General features: G+C 68.4%; 18 protein-coding genes. 7 read left to right on the forward strand and 11 right to left on the reverse strand.

Annotation, left to right across the window (positions count from 1 at the left end; all coding sequences use genetic code 11):
* From ACFSVL_RS21760 to ACFSVL_RS21790, 7 genes are read left to right on the forward strand one after another with little or no spacing between them, the layout of a single operon-like run.
* The gene (locus tag ACFSVL_RS21760) at positions 1–483 is read left to right on the forward strand and encodes a DUF6130 family protein (RefSeq protein WP_378306893.1); all 483 of its coding nucleotides are present in this window, start codon (positions 1–3) and stop codon (positions 481–483) included.
* Between the two features lie 22 nt (positions 484–505).
* Complete coding sequence (locus ACFSVL_RS21765) at positions 506–1,456, forward strand: LysR substrate-binding domain-containing protein (RefSeq protein ID WP_378306895.1); 951 nt, start codon at positions 506–508, stop codon at positions 1,454–1,456.
* A 55-nt stretch (positions 1,457–1,511) separates the two neighbouring features.
* Positions 1,512–2,081 (forward strand): SCO family protein, encoded by a 570-nt coding sequence (locus ACFSVL_RS21770; protein ID WP_378306897.1) that lies wholly within the window; start codon positions 1,512–1,514, stop codon positions 2,079–2,081.
* Complete coding sequence (locus ACFSVL_RS21775; RefSeq protein WP_378306899.1) at positions 2,078–3,655, forward strand: linalool dehydratase/isomerase domain-containing protein; 1,578 nt, start codon at positions 2,078–2,080, stop codon at positions 3,653–3,655. The genes ACFSVL_RS21770 and ACFSVL_RS21775 overlap by 4 nt, the downstream gene beginning before the upstream one ends.
* A 12-nt stretch (positions 3,656–3,667) precedes the next feature.
* Positions 3,668–4,519 carry a fumarylacetoacetate hydrolase family protein gene (locus tag ACFSVL_RS21780; RefSeq protein ID WP_378306901.1) on the forward strand — a complete coding sequence of 284 codons (852 nt, stop codon included), beginning with the start codon at positions 3,668–3,670 and terminating at the stop codon, positions 4,517–4,519.
* A gap of 1 nt (position 4,520) precedes the next feature.
* A complete protein-coding gene (locus ACFSVL_RS21785; RefSeq protein ID WP_378306903.1) occupies positions 4,521–5,441 on the forward strand; it encodes a VOC family protein in 921 nt (306 codons plus the stop codon).
* A gap of 17 nt (positions 5,442–5,458) precedes the next feature.
* Positions 5,459–5,977, forward strand: coding sequence for an SRPBCC family protein (locus ACFSVL_RS21790; protein WP_378306905.1), 519 nt, complete (start codon positions 5,459–5,461; stop codon positions 5,975–5,977).
* A gap of 63 nt (positions 5,978–6,040) precedes the next feature.
* On the opposite strand, the gene ACFSVL_RS21795 is transcribed toward ACFSVL_RS21790, so the two are convergent.
* The 11 genes from ACFSVL_RS21795 to ACFSVL_RS21845 form a co-directional block, all read right to left on the reverse strand.
* Positions 6,041–6,484: a hypothetical protein gene (locus ACFSVL_RS21795; RefSeq protein WP_378306907.1), complete on the reverse strand. Its 444-nt coding sequence runs from the start codon at positions 6,482–6,484 to the stop codon at positions 6,041–6,043.
* Between the two features lie 127 nt (positions 6,485–6,611).
* A complete protein-coding gene (locus tag ACFSVL_RS21800) occupies positions 6,612–7,055 on the reverse strand; it encodes a hypothetical protein (protein WP_378306909.1) in 444 nt (147 codons plus the stop codon).
* 24 nt (positions 7,056–7,079) lie between these two features.
* Complete coding sequence (locus ACFSVL_RS21805) at positions 7,080–7,415, reverse strand: hypothetical protein (RefSeq protein ID WP_378306911.1); 336 nt, start codon at positions 7,413–7,415, stop codon at positions 7,080–7,082.
* 673 nt (positions 7,416–8,088) lie between these two features.
* Complete coding sequence (locus ACFSVL_RS21810; RefSeq protein ID WP_378306912.1) at positions 8,089–9,834, reverse strand: CocE/NonD family hydrolase; 1,746 nt, start codon at positions 9,832–9,834, stop codon at positions 8,089–8,091.
* Between the two features lie 28 nt (positions 9,835–9,862).
* Positions 9,863–11,089, reverse strand: a complete 1,227-nt coding sequence (locus ACFSVL_RS21815) for an MFS transporter (RefSeq protein ID WP_378306914.1) — start codon at positions 11,087–11,089, stop codon at positions 9,863–9,865.
* Positions 11,090–11,200: 111 nt separating this feature from the next.
* Entirely contained in the window at positions 11,201–12,178 is a 978-nt protein-coding gene (locus tag ACFSVL_RS21820) for a 5-oxoprolinase subunit C family protein (RefSeq protein ID WP_378306916.1), read from the reverse strand.
* Positions 12,175–13,065: a 5-oxoprolinase subunit B family protein gene (locus ACFSVL_RS21825; protein WP_378306918.1), complete on the reverse strand. Its 891-nt coding sequence runs from the start codon at positions 13,063–13,065 to the stop codon at positions 12,175–12,177. Before ACFSVL_RS21825 ends, ACFSVL_RS21820 begins: the two co-directional genes overlap by 4 nt.
* The gene (locus ACFSVL_RS21830; RefSeq protein WP_378306920.1) at positions 13,055–13,816 is read right to left on the reverse strand and encodes a 5-oxoprolinase subunit PxpA; all 762 of its coding nucleotides are present in this window, start codon (positions 13,814–13,816) and stop codon (positions 13,055–13,057) included. Before ACFSVL_RS21830 ends, ACFSVL_RS21825 begins: the two co-directional genes overlap by 11 nt.
* A complete protein-coding gene (locus ACFSVL_RS21835; protein ID WP_378306922.1) occupies positions 13,813–15,138 on the reverse strand; it encodes an aspartate aminotransferase family protein in 1,326 nt (441 codons plus the stop codon). Before ACFSVL_RS21835 ends, ACFSVL_RS21830 begins: the two co-directional genes overlap by 4 nt.
* On the reverse strand, positions 15,135–16,103 hold the full coding sequence (locus tag ACFSVL_RS21840; protein WP_378306924.1) for a phosphotransferase: 969 nt from the start codon (positions 16,101–16,103) through the stop codon (positions 15,135–15,137). Before ACFSVL_RS21840 ends, ACFSVL_RS21835 begins: the two co-directional genes overlap by 4 nt.
* Complete coding sequence (locus tag ACFSVL_RS21845; protein WP_378306926.1) at positions 16,100–16,846, reverse strand: SDR family NAD(P)-dependent oxidoreductase; 747 nt, start codon at positions 16,844–16,846, stop codon at positions 16,100–16,102. The genes ACFSVL_RS21840 and ACFSVL_RS21845 overlap by 4 nt, the downstream gene beginning before the upstream one ends.
* Between the last annotated feature and the right edge of the window lie 12 nt (positions 16,847–16,858).

A 16,858-nucleotide genomic window follows, 5' to 3' on the forward strand; every position in this document is an offset into this window, starting at 1 on the left:
ATGCCTCATTTCCTTCGCACCGCAGTCCTCGGCTCGGTCGCCTTGCTCGCGACCGCCTGCTCCGCTTCAGCCGCTCCTTCGACGCCGCCGCCCGCGCCTCCGCCCGCCGCCGCTTCGGGGTGGTCGCCCGCACCGGTCGTGCCGCTGCCGAGCCAGCCGCCGCCCTCGCTCGTCGTGGACGCGCCGCTGCCGGAACAGCTCGCGATGGGACTGGTCGTCCTGCGCTACCGCGCGGAAAACCTCCGGATCGTCCCGGTTTACGGCCCGGCCGCGCTGGACGTTTCCCCGCGCATCGGCCACATCCACGTCACGGTCGACGACGCGCCGTGGCACTGGGCCGACGGCAGCGGCGAACCGCTGATCATCCAGGCGCTGCCGCCCGGCCCGCACAAGGTGTGGATCGGGCTGGCCGACCCGACGCACAAGGTCCTCGACAGCAAGACCGTGAGCTTCGTAGTGCCCGCGGGCAACCACCACCACTGACCGAACCGGCAGAATCGGGCGCATGACCGACCGCACCGATCTCGTCGACGGCAGGCTCAAGCTCCGGCATCTGCGCTACGTCGTGGCCATCGCCGAACAGGGCTCACTGGTCGCCGCGGGCGAGCGGATGCACGTCACCCAGCCGGTGCTGACCCGCGGGCTGCGCGAACTCGAGTCGATCGTCGGGGTCGAACTGTTCGAGCGCAGCCCGCGCGGGATGACGCCGACGCTGTTCGGCGAGGTGTTCGTCGACCACGCCAAAGCGGTGCTCGCCGAGCTTCGCCAGGCGGGGCGGCATCTCGAAGAACTGGTCGACGGGCACGCCGGCACCGTCACGATCGGCATCTTCCTCGCCGGGGCGAGCGTGCTGCTGCCCCGCGCGGTCGCGCGGGTGAAAGCCGTCGCGCCAGACCTGACCGTGATCATCCGGCACGGCAGCCCGGAAGCGCTGTACGAAGCGCTGCTCACCAACGACATCGACCTCGTCGTCGGCACGCTCGAACCGGCGAACAACGACCGGCTGCGCCAGCACCACCTCTACTACGAGCCCGCCCGGGTGGTGGCGCGCAGCCAGCATCCCGCGCACCGCAAACCCGGCCTCACGATCGCCGACCTGATCGACGAACTCTGGTCGCTGCCGCCCGTCGACAACCCGCAGCGGCGGCAGCTGGAAGAGCATCTCCTCCGGCGAGGCCTCTCGACCCCGGCCAACCGCATCGAATGCGGTTCGTTCCTCGCCGTGCGCGCGATCGCGCTGGAGACCGACACGCTGGTCGTGATGCCGCAGCTGGTCGCCGAAACCGAGCCGGGTCTTGCCGCGCTCCCGGTGGACCTCGGCATCGTCGAATCGGTCGGCGTCACACTGCCCGCGGGCAGGCAGCTGCCCCCGACGCTGCTGCTGATGATGCGGAAATTGGACGAGGTGGCGGCCGAGATCAGGGCGGCTGTCACTGGCTATACCCAACCGACATAGCCTCGCGCCAACGCGGCATTGGACGGGCATGGGCGACGCTTCTAGCGTTTGACTCATGGAAATGAATTCCTCCTGCTGCACCCCTCCCGGATCCGGTACGGCGACCGTGGTGCGCCGCCCGCGGCCGACGGTCGGCGGCGGTTTCCAGCTCGTCGACGATTCCGGCAATGCGGTCACCGAGCGTTCCTATTTCGGCGAATACCTCCTCGTCTTTTTCGGGTTCACGAATTGCCGGACCGTGTGCCCGCCCGCATTGGCCCGGCTCGACCGCGTACTCGACGAACTCGGCGAACTCGGCGAACTCGGCGACCGCGCGGATCAGGTGCGGGCGCTTTACGTGACGGTCGATCCGGAACGGGACACTCCGGAAGTCCTGCACGCTTTCCTGGCCACCCGGCACCCGCGGATCACCGGGCTCACCGGAGCCGCCGGGGAAATCGAGGCGATGCAGAAGGCGTATCACGTGCACGCCAGCCGGGTCGACACGACGGACGGCTACCGGATGCCGCACAGCGCGTTCACCTACCTCATGGGCCCCGAGGGCGAATACCTCACGCACTTCACGGATCTGGTGGAGAGCACGGAAATCACCGCCGCGCTCGATGCGTACCTGGCGGTCCGGTGAGGTCCGCGGCTCCCGACCTTTCGGGATACCCCGCGCTGGACGACAAACAGGCCGGACACGTCCAGCACATCCGCAATCTGGTCGCCCAGCAGGACAACGAGTGGGCGAACATGGGCAGCATGCTGTGGGGCCAGGAATGGACCGACGCCTACCGCTACCAATTCACGCAGATGGCCTACACGCTGGGCTTCGCGCATTTTCATCACCTTCCCGCGGCACCGGCGGCGTTCCGGCCGGCCTTCGAGGAGATCATCCGGAAAATGCAGCTTCCGGAGGTGTGGGCGTACTGGCGGGAGACCAGCCGGGGCAGCCGCCGCAACAATCCGGACATCACCGAATTGCGCGAGGGCTGGCGCGATCCGGTGATGAAGGAAAACATCATGTACAGCGGCCGGTTCTTCGCGATGCTCGGCATGCACAGCATGCTTTTCGACAGCGACCAGTACGACCGCGACGGCGCGCTCTCGTTCCGCTGGGACCCGCTGTTCCAGGGGCTCGGCACGGAGATCTACGAGTACTCGCTCAGCTCGCTCGCCGACAACCTCTACTGGCAGATGGCCGAACAGGGCTGGTACGGCATCGTCTGCGAGCCCAACTGCCTGTTCCTCGTCTGCAACCAGTTCCCCATTCTCGGCTTCCGCTTCCTCGACCTGCGCAAGGGCACCTCGGTCGCCGAGGAGGTCACCGAGTCCTACCAGGCGGCGTGGGACCAGCGGGGGATCCTCAACGAATACGGCGAGTACTGGCGGCTCTGGCTGGTCGAGCAGGACCGCCCGGAAATGCCGCTGGAGGGCGGCGGCAACGCCTGGACCGCGCTGAACCTGAACGCGTGGAGCCGCGACCTGGTGCACCGGCTGTACCCGAACCAGATCCGCGACGAAATCCGGCGCACCGCCGACGGCCTCGTCACCCTCGCCGAGCCGACCGCCGCGCTGGAAGCCCGGAAGGCGCGTCTGGCCGGCCGGGAACCGGAGTTCACCCGCGACCTGGATTTCACTTGGCGCGCCCCGGCTTTCGGCTACGTCGCGGCCTGCATGGCCGAAGTCGGCGACCACGAGAACCTGCGCGGCATGCTCGGCTACGCCGACAACTATCTGAACCCGACCTGGCAGAACGGCGGCCTGTTCTACCCGCGAGAAGACCGTTCGTTCGACGAGAACGGGAACATGATCTTCATGGACCGGCTGACCGGAAACGCGATGCTCGGCTATGCCCGGCTGAACGTCACCGACGGGCTGTGGAAGATGTATCACCATCCCTGGACCGCGGAGCACTTCCGCGAACCGGCGGTGACCGGGATCGACGGCGAGGCCGAGTTCCTCCGCGCTTGGTACGACCGCGAAAAGTCGGTGCTGGCCCTGACTTTGCGGCCAGTGGCCGGGAAACAGACCGACGTGACGCTGCGGATCGCCAACGTCGCCCCCGGGCAGCACTGGACGCTGTTCCGCGACGACGTGCTCGTCGCCGATTCCGCCGGAACGGCATCGCCCGCTCTGCACACCCGGCACGAGGGAAACGACCTCCTCGTCACGCTTCCGCTGCCGGTCCGGACAAACCTGACGCTCTGCTGCTGAGAGAAGAGGATCATGAAACTAGCCAATGTGGACGGCCGGGCGGTGCTGCTGACCGCCGAGGACAGGGGAATCGACGTCGCCAAGGCGTCCGGCGGCCTGTTCGGCCTCGGTTCCCTTTACCGGAACTGGGAGGAATTCCAGGTCTGGGCGAGGAAACTCACCGCCGAGCCCGACGTGGTCTTCACGCGTGCCCAGCTGGGCCCGCCGTCCCCCGCCCCGCGGCAGATCGTCGCGATCGGCCTGAACTACGACGCCCACGCCGCCGAGTCCGGTTTCGCTTCGCCGGACGGGATTCCCCCGGTGTTCACCAAATTCGTGTCCGCGCTGACCGGCCCCGACACCGAGGTCGTGCTGCCGCCCGGCGGCAACGTGGACTGGGAGGTGGAACTCGTCGCGATCATCGGCCGGACCGCCTCCCGCGTCGAGGAAGCCGAGGCGTGGGACCACGTCGCCGGGGTGACGATCGCCCAGGATCTCTCCGAGCGGATCTCGCAGCTGGCCGGTCCGGCCCCGCAGTTCAGCCTCGGCAAGTCTTTCCCCGGCTTCGCCCCGGTCGGGCCGTGGCTGGTCACGCCGGACGAACTGGCGGACCGGGACGACCTGGCGCTGGGCTGCGCGGTCGACGGCGAGACCGTGCAGGACGGCCGCACCCGCGAGCTGATCTTCCCGGTGGCCAAGCTGATTTCCGCGCTGTCGCGGACGATCACCCTGTACCCGGGCGACCTCGTCCTGACCGGAACCCCGTCCGGGGTGGGCGTCGGCCGCTCCCCGCAACGCTTCCTGCGCGCCGGGGAGGAGCTGGTCAGCTGGATCGAGGGGCTCGGCGAAATGCGGCAGACCTTCGTCGCGGCGAAGGAGGACTGACATGGGCATGCACCGGCTGACCCGGGTCACCATGGGCGTCCCGAACGTCGCGGAAACCATTGCCTACTACGCCGATTTCGGCCTCGGCCACGTCGGCGACGGCAACTTCACCACGCTCGAAGGCGGCGAGCAGCTGCGCGTCCGGCACGCGCCTTACCGGCAACTGCTCGAACTCGGGGTCGGAGTCGACGACGCCGACGACATCGCGCGAACCGCCGCCCGGCTGAACCGCCTCGGCGTCGTCAGCACCGAAACCGCCACGTCGGTCGCCGCGATCGAGCCGGTTTCCGGATTCACCGTCCGCGTCGAGATTTCGCCGCGGATCGTGCAGGAACCCGTCCTGGCCACGCCGTACAACGGACCCGGCCGCATCGAACGGTTCGGCCGCGCCCCCGGTGTGGTCCGCACCAGCCCGATCCGGCCGAAGAAACTCGGCCACTGTGTCGTGGGCACCACCGATCTCGACGCCACCATGCGGTTCTTCACCGAAGCACTCGGGTTCAAGGTGAGCGACTACATCGGCGACAAGGGCGCGTTCATGCGCTGCTCGGCCGATCACCACAACGTGCTGGCGCTCGCCGCCCCGGTGAATTTCCTGCACCACACGTCCTGGCAGGTCGACGACATCGACGACGTCGGCCGCGGCGCGGCGGCGATGCTGAACGGCCATCCCGACCGGCACGTCTGGGGACTCGGCCGCCACCACGCCGGCTCCAATTTCTTCTGGTACCTGAAAGACCCGGCGGGGAATTTCAGCGAGTACTACTCCGACATGGACTGCATCCCCGAGGACGAGATCTGGACGCCGGAGGTTTTCGAAGGCGCACAGGGCTTGTTCAGCTGGGGCCCGCCCCCGCCGCCGTCGTTCCTGGAACCGGACGACCTCGGCGCGCTCATGACCGGCCAGCACTCCCCGCACTGAAAAAAGGAGAGAAAATCATGTCCGAAGAATTGTATGTCCGGCAGATCCCGGACGACCTGAACATCCGGTTCGTCGAGAACCGCATCGTGATCAAGCGCCCGGCGCAGGAGGTGTACGACTGGGTGACCACCTGGTCGAACCTGCCGAAGTGGCTGCCGATGGCCCTGGGAACCGAGGTGCGGCGCGGCACCCCGGACGTCCCCGCCGAGCTCGGCGACGTGCTGCTCGAAACCATCCAGCCGGAGCTGAACGAGAAGCCGAAGCTCTACACCGTCGTCGCGCGGGTCCCCGGCAAGCTGTGGACGGTCGTCGGCCGCGACGTCCTCGACGACGGCACCCCGGCGCCGGCGATGCACGCGATCGCCACCTTCACCACGTTCGACCTCGGCGACGGCACCACGCTGTTCTGCCGCCTGTTCGAGCGCCTGATCCCGCCCACCGAACCTCCCGGCCCGCACCCGGTCGAGGACCCGGCCCTCATCCAGCCCGGACTGGAACTGATCAAGGCGCACGTCGAGGGCACCGTCGCCGCTTGACAGCGGACGTGAGGGGAACCCTGAGGGAATCAGATTCCCTCAGGGTTCCCCTCACGGACATCTCTACCGCGCGACGGTGATCGTCGGGCCGCTCAGCGTTTCGTACGAGTAATTGTCCCCGACGAACTGGTGCTCAATGGCGTACTGCCCCAGCTGCGCGCTGGCGAAAACCCCGATGGAGAAGGTGAAGGTTTTGCTGCCGTTGAGCGGGACATCGCCCACGTCGTAGCGAATGGTGTTGCCGGCCTGGTAGCAGTCCGCGCAGGTGCTGACGTCCAGGACCTGATTTATCGCCCCGTTCGCCACGCCAAGCCCCAGCTTTCCGCCTTTCAGCGGATCGGCGTCGGCATTCGACAGGGTCACCGAGAACGTCACCGCCGCACCCGGCGCGACCGTGCCCGGCGCGACGGTCACCGAACTCGACGGGGCTGGCTCGGCGTTCGCGGAAGTACCCATCGTCACCAGGCCGAGAGCGCACAATGCCGCGACAACAAGTTTTCTCAACACAGCTCACCCACTCCATGTTCGCGCGAAATCCCCGACAGTTCGACGTTAGCCCGGGAATGCTAGCGGGAATCGGGGAAGGTGCGCGACGACCATTCGCCGCACGGCGGTTCCGGCGAAAGGCAGCCGGTCATTCCACCGGAACGTAGTCACCGGCGGGAAGCGCCGCGCGCGTGGACGCACTGGTCAGGAAACGCCCCTGGACGACGCGGACCCAGGCGCCGCCGAGCGGAAAGACGAGCACGAACTTGGCCCCGTCGTTCCCGCGCAGCATCGCACCCTTTCGCAAATTGTCGAGAAACTCCGTAATGTCGCGTTCGATTTCCGCCGCGAATTCCCGGTACTTGTCCTGCGACAGGTCGTACAGGTCGGTGTCGATGGCGTAGGTGGCGCGTTTGCCGGTCACCGGATCCCACGCCGCGAACTCCAGCCCGAGCCAGCGCCGCGGATCGACGGTCACGGTCGCCTGCCAGGTCTGTCCGGCCAGCTCCCACCGCGACGGGCTGCGGGCGACGACCGTCCACGCGGTGGTCGCCCGCAGCTCGCGGAGGAAAACAAGCAGCTCGGACGGCATGCGGCCGAGTCTAAGCCGCCCCGATCAGCGGACGGTGAACGGCAGGATCGAGTAGGAATGCTGACAGTCCAGCGCCACCCAGTAGTTCCCGTTCCCGGCCGGGGTCACGTCCGGCAGCACGGTGGCCTGCGCGCTGCCCACGTAGGTGTGCGGGTTCGTCGGGAACCCGGTCAGGACGTTCGACCACAGCTGACGCACCGGGCCGTCGTCCTTGCTGCACTGCCAGGTCATCGTGACCGCATCGCCGGGCGCACCCGAGTTCGGGTCGAGAGTGAGCTGCGACGTGGCCGAAGCGGGCGCCGCCGCTCCGATTCCGGCCAGCCCCAGTATGCCGACCACAGCAATGATTCGACGGATCATGAGCCCTCCCCCAGAGTTCGAACTTCCCACGATAGAACCGCACGCGCGGGTGTGTCCACTGCCAGCGACCTACACCGGGTGGCCCCACGCGTGTTTCCCCGTCCGTGAGGGGAACCCTGAGGGAATCAGAGTCCGTGAAGGTTCCCCTCACGGACGACCAACCCGTGCCAGCCGGACCCGCCAAGAGCCGCACCGGCCCTGGCCAGCCCCTTCAACCTGGGCAGACGAGCCTCAACGGCACCCGCAGCGCCGCCTCCGCTTGCTGACCGTCCACAAAGGATTCCCGGGTCGGCGAAATGCCCGATTAGTGCCGGAATACTCCTTCCTTCAGGTCTGTGAGGGGGTCCCTGAGGGAATCAGATTCCCTCAGGGACCCCCTCACAGACAACACACCCAACTCCCGCCGCCCACGACGGCCCCGACGCAAACCAAACCGGCCCGCCAGCCGTGTCGGACTGGGCAGACGAGCCTCGACGACACCCGCAGCGCCGCCTTAAGCCCCAGCATGGACCCAGATTCCCTCAAGGAGTCCTTCACGGCCGCGAGCCCTGAGCAGGCCCACCTGGAGGCGTGCAGACCAGGGCACCGCCGCTCCGAAACAGCGGCGGTGCCTGGTGCTTCGCGGAACCGGCACCGGGCCGCGGGATCGGTCGATGGCACCGGTCCGCGAAGTTCAGCTGGCCGGAATCCTCGGCAGCAAGAGCGTCGGCCGTCGGTTTTCCGTGCTGTGCAAGGTGGTCCGGCCGCTGAAGGCCGCACGGTCACGATCACCTGGCAGCTCGTGCCAATACGCACCGCTGCCCCGCACCTCGCGTCCATAGGTCATCTCATGCGGGCCAGGCAGGTGATGCTCGTAGTCCTGCCCGCGCACCGACACCCCGAGGGCGTACCCGACCGGAAGCACGATCGAGAACGGCCAGATCTCCACATCCGCCTCGTACACCTCCCCCGGAACCAGCGGCGCGACCGCGGTGTGCCGCTGCCAGGGACGGTACGGCCGCGACAGTTCCGGGTCGAGTTCGCGGTGCGACAGGCGCAGCCAACCCTGGCCGACCGGACCATGCGGCTCGAAGGCGGTCGGGAAAAGCACCTCGACGCCGTCCGGATCGAACAGGTGCATCGTGACGAACAGGTCCGCGTCCTCGGTCGTGGACGAGACAAACAGCTTCAGCGCCGCCGGCCCGGTGTATTCCACCGTCTCCGAAGCGGGCGGCAAGGTGAACAGCACGCCCTCCGACCGCGCCACGAACTCCGCCGCCTGCGCGCCGAACGGAGCACGCGAGACCAGCTCCCGGGTTTCGAGGTCGAGATTCAGCGAAGTCCATTCCGTACGCGCGAGCGGCCATTCCCGTTCGTGACGCAGGAAAAATCTGTCCGGCGTGCGCACCTGCAACTGGACCGGCGGCTGAACGTCCCAGCCATTGGCCTCTCCCTTGAGGAAGTGGTCGAAGAAACGGCGCTGCACGTCGAGGCCGTAGTCGGTGTAGAACTCCGTCCAGTGTTCCAGCCCGTGCACCTCAAGCCACTTCTGCTCCGACGAAACCCGTTGGAAGCCCTCGAAATTTCCCCGGGAATGCAGACCCATCCCGCCCCAGTTCGAGGAGGACAGCACCGGCACGGTGATCTTCTCCAGTACCGCGGTGCGGTCCCGGTAGTAGTCATCGATGACCGGCCGTTCGAGCAGGACGTCGGTGATCCGGATGGCGGCTGCGGCCAGTTCTTCTTCCGTGCGAACAGGTTTCCCGGATACTCGGCGGCCGGTGTTCGGGTTGACCGGCGCGTCGGCGCGGCCGTGCTGGATGCGCAGCACCTGGTTCGGCGCCCAACTGGGCATGAATTCCGTCGGGATCCCGCCGTGGTGGGTGTATTCGCGGAAATAGTCGGAAGCGCCTTCCCACGGGCAGATCGCCTTCAGATGCGGCGGGGAAAGCGCGGCGGCCAACCATTGGTTGGTCGCGAGATAGGAGATGCCGAGCATGCCGACGTTGCCGTTGCTCCAGTCCTGGACGCCAGCCCATTCGATCGATTCGTAAAGATCCTGGGCCTCGCGCGGCGAAAAGAAGTCGATCGCCCCCTCGCTGCCGCCGGTGCCGCGCACGTCGATCCGCACGCAGACATAGCCTTCCGGGACCCACCGTTCCGGGTCCGGATATTCCCAGACCTGGTACGCGCCGGTCGAGGCAGCCATCACTTCGGGATGCTCGCGGACGAGTGCGGAGAACTGGGACGGGAACCCCTCGGCGAACGAAAGGCCTTTGCCGTACGGGCTGGCTGCCAGCAGCACCGGATGCGGCCGGTCGTCGTCCGGCCGGAAGATGTCCGCCGCCAGGGTCACGCCGTCGCTCATCGGGAGCCGGACGTCCCAGTCGATCCGCATGCCGTCGCGCACTTCGGAGTACGGTTCGTAGTGCTGTGTCATGGATTTCGTTCCTCTCTGTCCTTTGTGGTCAGTCGCGCGGCTTGCCCATCGCGGCCATCGCGATCAGGCCGACGGCCGGGATCGCGCACAGCTGGAGCACTCCGGCGGTGTGCCAGCCCAGGCCGGATTTGACGGCCGCGAAGAAATAGCCGGACACGCTCGCCGGGAGATACATGGCCGCGACGAAGAGCCCGCTCGCCCGGCCCGCCTTCGAGCCGGGCACCGAACGCTGCATGAGCGCGTTCGTGTTGGTGTAGACGATCCCGGTGAAGGCGATGCCCAGTACCAGCGAAAGCACGAGCTGCGCGGGATAGGCGTCGGCGAAGGCGAAGATCCCCGCCCCGCACGCTGCGATCGCGGCGAATCCGGCGACGTTGACCAGCCGCTGGTCGAGCCGGTCGGCGAACATCCCGCAGAAGACCGACGTGAGCGCACCGAGCCCGAACATCCCCGCGGCCACGGAGATCTGGCTGCCGGAGTAGCCGTGTGCATCGCGGAGGTAGGTGGGATACAGCCCGAGGTAGCCGTAGATGGCGAAGCCGGCGGCGACGGTCGCGATGGTGCAGCAGACGACGCGGCGGTTGAAGAACCGGACCTCGCTGCCCGGCACCGAGGCCGAGCGGGTTTCCTCTTGGCGACCGGCTTCCGTCACCGATCGCGGCACGGTGCACACCATCACGACCAGAATCACCAGGCCGAGCCCGCCGAACACCAGGAGCGGCACGCGCCAGTTGCCGGTCGAGGACAGCAGCGCCCCGCCCCAGAGCGGACCGGCGAACGCGCCAAGCCCGAACGCGGCGTTGATCGATCCGATCGCCACCGCGCGATTGCGGTGGAAGTACGCGCCGACGGCCGCGTACAGCGCCGCGTTCTGGGCTCCTTCGCCGACGCCGGACAGGATCCGCCACGCGGTCAGGTCGACGAGCCCGTGCGCCGTCGCCTGGAGCGCGCAGGTGATCGAGAACAGCAGCAGGCTCGCGACGATGACCCGTTTGCGCCCGATCCGGTCGGCAAGGTAGCCCGCCGGGATGCCGGCCAGCCCCATGCCGAGGGTGAAGATCGTGGACAGCGTCCCGGCCTGGGTGCCGGTGAGCAGGTAGGTCTGCTTGATGTCCGGCAGCAGGACGGCGAACACCTGCCGGTCCATCGCGTTGACGAGGTAGGTCAGGTCGAGGACGAGCAGGATCAGCAGGGTCCGGAACGTCCACGGCGAGGCGGAGCGCGAGGGGCGGCGGACGAGTTCGGGGGTGGTCATGGCGGGCTCCTCGGAGCGAGGCGGGGGTAGGGGCGGCGCTGGCGAACGGGCGGGCGTTCGCGCCGTCCTCTGAAGACTCTGAGGACGGCCGGGTGCTGCCGGAACGAGAAGTCAGTAGAGGGAAAGCAGGCGCAGTCCGCGCCGCACGTGGCCGAGCCGGTCGCGGCTCTCGCGGCGGGCGGCGACGGCCTGGTCGAGCGACACCGGCACGAAACGGACCGTGTCCGGTGCTTTGAGCTGGGCGAGCGCGTCGAGGTCGGCGCTCACGACGGTGCCGATGGTGGCGTAGCCGCCGCCGGTCACCGCGTCGCGCAGCAGGCAGATGGCTTCCTCGCCGTTGGGCACCTGCACCGATCCGACCGGGTAACCGAGGTCGACGACGTTGCTGGGGTTGTCGCCGGCGCCGAACGGGGCCTCGCGGTCCACGAACCGCAGCGCCGGGCCGATCAGCCGACGGCCGGTGCGGTCGGATTCGGCGGAGACGGTGAACGTCGAGGAGAAGAACTCGCGGACGCTCTCGTCGGTGAACCGGTACCGGCACAGCCCTTCGACCAGCCGCAGCGGCTGGTGCCCGCCGAGCGCGGGACGCAACCGGGAGTCGACGGTGCTGCCCTCGCCCGGACAGAACGGCTCGGTCTCGTCGCCGACCGGCACGGTGTCGCCGGCGGCAAGCGGACAGCCGATCGCCGAACTCTGGTAAGTGGATCGGCTGCCGAGGAACGGCTCGGTCGCGATCCCGCCGCGCACCGCGAGATAGGCGTGACAACCGGTGCGCAGAGTGCCGATCCGCAACACCTGACCGGCGTCCACCGACAACGTCTGCCAACCTTCCGCAGGCATTCCGTCGATGCTGATCTCGGCTTCGCCGCCGGTGATCGCCACGGTGGCCGGTTCGGCGAACCGCAGTTCCGGGCCGATCATCGTAACTTCCAGCGTCGCGGCGGTTTCGGTGTTGCCGACAAGCAAGTTGGCGCAACGATGCGAGTACTGGTCGAGCGCGCCGGACGGCGGCAGGCCGATCGCGTACTGCCCGGCGCGGCCGAGGTCTTGGACGAGCGTGCGGGCCCCCGGGGCAAGAACGGTCATCATGACAACACCGCCGTCAACGTGCTCGGATAGCCGACCGGGTCCGCGAGGAATTCGGCGAGCGCGAACCGCACCGGCGCGCGGCGGTAGCGGTATCGGCCCTCGCGCGAGTCGGTGCGGAGCTGCGCGTACTCGTCGCCGTGGATGGGGCGGAAGCTCAGCAAGGTGGAGATCGTGGCGAGCACCTTCGACGTCTCGAACCCAGGGGTCCGCTGCGCGAGATCGGCGACCGGGACCGGCGATCGGCCCAGCAGCTGGTACCCGCCGACGCCCGCGGTCGGATAGACGACGGTGAACGCGCCGCCGTGCGCGACCGCGCGCGCCGGGGTCTCCGTCCTCGGCCGCAGGTACTTCGGCGCTTGGAGCTGCCGTTCGCGCGGCACGAGCTGGACGCATTCGGTGTTGCCGGGTTTGAAGCACGGGAACGTGACGATGAACGGCGCCGACGAATGCGCGGCGACCAGCTCAGCCGAGGACAGCCCGTTGACGCGCGCGGTGTAGCCGAGGTCGGTCTCGTCCGCCGACTGGTGCCGGTCACGGAACTTCAGGCAGACCCGTTCGGTCTCCGGATCCCCGTACCAGACTGGGATTTCGACGATCTCCGTGTCCAGCGCGACCGAGCCCGCCTCCCCGAACCGTTCGTGCAGCCGGGCCAGCGTCCGCACCAGTTCGCGCGGGTGCAGCACGTCCGGGTCCGCGCGCACGAGGTAGCTGGCGTTGGCCGGGGCGACGTCGAGAACGCCGGGCAGCTCGCGCCGCGACAGCTCGCCGGTGATGGCCTGGATCCGCAGTGCCTGTGCGAGATCCATGCTTTCGCAGACTTCGACGAACACGAACTCGTCGCCGCCGAAACTGGCCCGGGAGCCGTCGGCGAAAACCTCATAGCTCATGTCGGCCGCCCCTCAGCACGAACCCCGCCGACTCCAGCCGCCGGCGCACCGCGGCCGCGATCGCCACCGCATTCGGCCGGTCGCCGTGCACGCACACCGAACGCACCGGCATCGGGATCACCGTTCCGTCCACCGTCTGGACCGTCCCGCGCGCCATCTCCAGCGCCCGCTCCGCGACCGCCGTCGGGTCCTTGGCCTGCGGGATCGGTTCGACGACGTTGATGCCGTCCTGGTCGAAGTCGAGGTCGGCCGCGTTTTCCGGGATGACCGGCAGTCCGGCCGCGACCACCGCGCGCATCGCCTCGGTGGGAGCGAACATGAGCGGCACTCCGGGCAGCACGGACTGCAGCTCTCGCGCGACCGTGACCGCCAGCTCCGGCGAACGGCAGATCCGGCCCATCAGCGCGCCGTGCGGTTTGACGTGCGTGAGCGGCACGTCCTCGGCCGCGGCGAGCCCGGCGAGCGCGCCGACCTGGTAGAGGATGTAGTCGACCACGTCGGAATCGGTCGCGGGCAGCGCGCGGCGGCCGAAGCCGAGCAGGTCCGGATAGCCGGGGTGGGCGCCGGCGGCGATCCCGGCGTTCCGCGCGCGGATCAGGGACGCGCGCATGGTCGCCGGATCGCCCGCGTGGTAGCCGCACGCGATGTTGGCGGTCGTGATGTGCTGGAACAGGGCGTCGTCGTCGCCGAGAGTCCAGCGGCCGAAGCTTTCGCCCGCGTCGGCGTTCAGGTCGATCGTCGGTGCGGTCATGCGCGCCTCCGGTCGGCCGCCGCCGCGAAACGCTCCAGCAGCAGCGCGGCGTCGGCGGCGGAGAACACCAGTGGCGGCCGGATCTTGATGACATTCCCCTGTGGACCCGAAGCCGACACGAGCACGAAGTGTTCCCGCAGATCGTCCACAAGAGACTGCGCGAGTGCCCGATCCGGCTCGGTGCTGTCCGGCTCGGTCACCTCGATGCCGAGAAACAGCCCCGCACCGCGCGCCTCGGCCAGCCAAGAATGTCCAGCGACGATCTCGGTGAAACCGCGCAGCAGTTGTCCGCCGATCTCCCGCGCGTTGTCGATCAGGCCCTCGCGTTCGATGGTGTCGAGCACCGCCGAGGCCGCGGCGATCGGGACATTGCTGCCGCCGAAAGTGTTGAAGTAACGGACGTTCCGGCCGAACTCCCGGCCGATCTCGTTCCTCAGCACGGTCGCGGCCACCGGAATACCGTTGCCCATCGGCTTTCCCAGCGTCACCAGGTCAGGCACGACGTCGTGCCGGCCGAAACCCCACCACCCGGCCCCAGTGCGACCGAACCCGGCTTGGACCTCGTCGGCGAGATAAACCCCGCCTGCCGTGCGGACTTCGGCGGCGAGAATGCCCAGCAGGTCCGTCGGAAACGGCTGCACACCGTCGGAAGAAAAGATGCTGTCCACCACGAGCGCGCACACACCGAACCCGTGCCGCTGCAGATCTTCGATCACCGACCGGATTTCGTCACGCAACATATCCGTCACCGAATCCCCGTGCCGCAACGGATCCGGGGCGCTGATCGTCCGCACGTGCGGTCCCAGCGGCGAAGTCGGCCCGAGGGACGGGGAAAACGCCGCGACCTCGGCGGTCACCCCGTGATACGCGTTGCGCGTGACGATGATCCCGGCGTTCCCGGTGTGCGCCCGAGCGATGCGCAAGGCGAGGTCGTTCGCTTCCGAACCGGTGCACGTGTAAGTGACCCGGTCGAGTTCCGCCGGGAACGTCGCGAGCAGCCGTTCGGAGAAATCGAGCAGATCTTCCTGCAGGTAACGGGTATTCGTCGTCAGTACCGAAAGCTGCCGGGCCACGGCCTCGACCACGGCGGGATGACAATGCCCGAGCGAGACGACGTTGTTGTAGGCGTCGAGGTACTCATTGCCCCCGGAGTCGTAAAGGTGCACACCCGAACCCCGGCTGACTTCGACCGGGTTCGAGTAGAACAGCTGATACCCCGGCCCCAGCACCTTCGCGCGCCGGTCGATCAAGCCCCGGATGTGCGGTGGCTGCGCGGAAAGATGCTCCTCGGTGAAGCCGTTGACCATTTCCGGACCGGTCATCGCCGCACCTCCAGCATTCGTTCGGCCACGGTGTCCAGATCGGCATAAACCGCCTGGGCAGTCGTCCAATCCCGGGCCGCGTGGGAAAGCACGTACGCCGCGCGAGCCGGATCCCGCTCGGCCCGCCACGCCGCGATGAGCGCACGCTGCACCAATCTCGCCGTGGCCAGCAACGGAAGCAGCCGGAGTTCTTCTTCGGCTACCGGCCGGATCCTGAGATAGCCCCGCAGCCACGCGAGCGGATCCGCCCACGGGTCCGGCGCGTCCGCGTCGAGGACGTTGGACAGCGCGATGGCAAGGTCGAAAACCACTGCGGTGCGGAGCACGTCGCCGAAGTCGAGGATTCCGGTCAGCTCTCCGCGCGAGTCGACGAGGAGGTTGTGCGGGCTCAGATCGTTGTGCACCAGCTGGGTTTCCAGCTCGTCGGGCCGGACGCGGGACGCGCACTCCGCCAGGATCTCCTGCGCGAGCGGGTCATCCGGGGCGAGCGCACCGAGGTGGCGCAGATCCCAGAGCAAAGTCCGCTCCCCGCCCCGAAAGTCGGCGAGCGCACGGATGAGCTGCCCGTGGGCACTGCCAAAGGACTCCAGGTCGCCCGCACGCTTGGCCAACGGCTCTCCCGGCAGATACGACAAGACCCGCAACAGCCTTCCGCCAGCGATGTCGTGCATCAACCCACCGTCCACACCGGACTTGACGACCGGAACCGGCAGCCCAGAGCCCGCAAGGTGCCGCAACACCGCCGTCTGCAACGCGAGGTCCTCCCGCGCTTCGCCACTCACCTTGACCAGGTACCGCGCGTCCGCCGAATGCAGGACGAACGTCTCGTCCTTCTCCGACGCAAGCCGCTCCAGCCGCCCGGACAAGCCGTGCAACTCCTGAAGCGCGGCAAGCACTACCGCCACATCGAGCGGTTCCGCGACAAGGTCGAGGCCGCTCGCGGCGACGAGTTCGCCAAACCTCACGACGCCACCCAGCCGCCGTCGATCAGCAGGCTGGCACCGTGGATATAGGACGCGGCAGGGGAAGCGAGGAACGCGACCGCGGGCGCGATGTCGCCGACCTCGCCGACACGGCCCGCCGGAGTGGAATCGAGCATCTGGCGTTCGTAGTCGGAATCCGCGAGCAGGTGCGCGTTGATGCTGGTGCGCACGTTGCCGGGGGCGACGGCGTTCACCCGGATGCCCTGCGGGGCGAACTCGGCGGTCAGCGATTTGACCAGCAGCTCCACCGCGCCCTTGGTGGCGCAGTAGGCGCTGGAGTTCGGAAACCCGACGTGCCCGCAGATCGACGAGACGAAAATGACGCTGCTGCCGTCGCCGAGGTGCTTGGCGGCCGCCCTGGTCAGCCGGAACGGTGCCCGGACGTTGGTCGCCCACTGCGCGTCGAGCTGCTCGTCGGTGGTGTCGGCGAACGGCGTCGGCAGGAAGACCCCGGCGGCGTGGACGAGCACGTCGATGCCGCCGAACCGAGCGACCGCGCGGTCCACGACCTCCTGCGGACCGGACTCGGTGGCCAGATCGGCGACGATCGGCTCGGCCGCCGCCAGCTCCCCCGCGACCGCCCCGAGCCGCCCCGAATCCCGCCCCACCAGGGCAACCTTGGCCCCGGCGGCACCGAGTTCGCGGGCGATCTGCGCCCCGATCCCGGAACTCGCCCCGGTGACGACGGCGATCCGGTCGCGAAGCGGGTGTGCGCTGCCGGCCATAGTGACTCCGCT

Origin of the sequence: Amycolatopsis silviterrae (assembly GCF_042684085.1) — a bacterium.
Taxonomy (GTDB): domain Bacteria; phylum Actinomycetota; class Actinomycetes; order Mycobacteriales; family Pseudonocardiaceae; genus Amycolatopsis; species Amycolatopsis silviterrae.

Coding starts and splice junctions, on each gene's coding strand:
- ACFSVL_RS21765 (WP_378306895.1), top strand. CDS start 506: ATGACCGACCGCACCGATCTCGTCGACGGCAGGCTCAAGCTCCGGCAT.
- ACFSVL_RS21815 (WP_378306914.1), bottom strand. CDS start 11,089: ATGACCACCCCCGAACTCGTCCGCCGCCCCTCGCGCTCCGCCTCGCCG.
- ACFSVL_RS21785 (WP_378306903.1), top strand. CDS start 4,521: ATGGGCATGCACCGGCTGACCCGGGTCACCATGGGCGTCCCGAACGTC.
- ACFSVL_RS21790 (WP_378306905.1), top strand. CDS start 5,459: ATGTCCGAAGAATTGTATGTCCGGCAGATCCCGGACGACCTGAACATC.
- ACFSVL_RS21770 (WP_378306897.1), top strand. CDS start 1,512: ATGGAAATGAATTCCTCCTGCTGCACCCCTCCCGGATCCGGTACGGCG.
- ACFSVL_RS21835 (WP_378306922.1), bottom strand. CDS start 15,138: ATGACCGGTCCGGAAATGGTCAACGGCTTCACCGAGGAGCATCTTTCC.
- ACFSVL_RS21830 (WP_378306920.1), bottom strand. CDS start 13,816: ATGACCGCACCGACGATCGACCTGAACGCCGACGCGGGCGAAAGCTTC.
- ACFSVL_RS21825 (WP_378306918.1), bottom strand. CDS start 13,065: ATGAGCTATGAGGTTTTCGCCGACGGCTCCCGGGCCAGTTTCGGCGGC.
- ACFSVL_RS21845 (WP_378306926.1), bottom strand. CDS start 16,846: ATGGCCGGCAGCGCACACCCGCTTCGCGACCGGATCGCCGTCGTCACC.
- ACFSVL_RS21780 (WP_378306901.1), top strand. CDS start 3,668: ATGAAACTAGCCAATGTGGACGGCCGGGCGGTGCTGCTGACCGCCGAG.
- ACFSVL_RS21800 (WP_378306909.1), bottom strand. CDS start 7,055: ATGCCGTCCGAGCTGCTTGTTTTCCTCCGCGAGCTGCGGGCGACCACC.
- ACFSVL_RS21805 (WP_378306911.1), bottom strand. CDS start 7,415: ATGATCCGTCGAATCATTGCTGTGGTCGGCATACTGGGGCTGGCCGGA.
- ACFSVL_RS21760 (WP_378306893.1), top strand. CDS start 1: ATGCCTCATTTCCTTCGCACCGCAGTCCTCGGCTCGGTCGCCTTGCTC.
- ACFSVL_RS21810 (WP_378306912.1), bottom strand. CDS start 9,834: ATGACACAGCACTACGAACCGTACTCCGAAGTGCGCGACGGCATGCGG.
- ACFSVL_RS21820 (WP_378306916.1), bottom strand. CDS start 12,178: ATGATGACCGTTCTTGCCCCGGGGGCCCGCACGCTCGTCCAAGACCTC.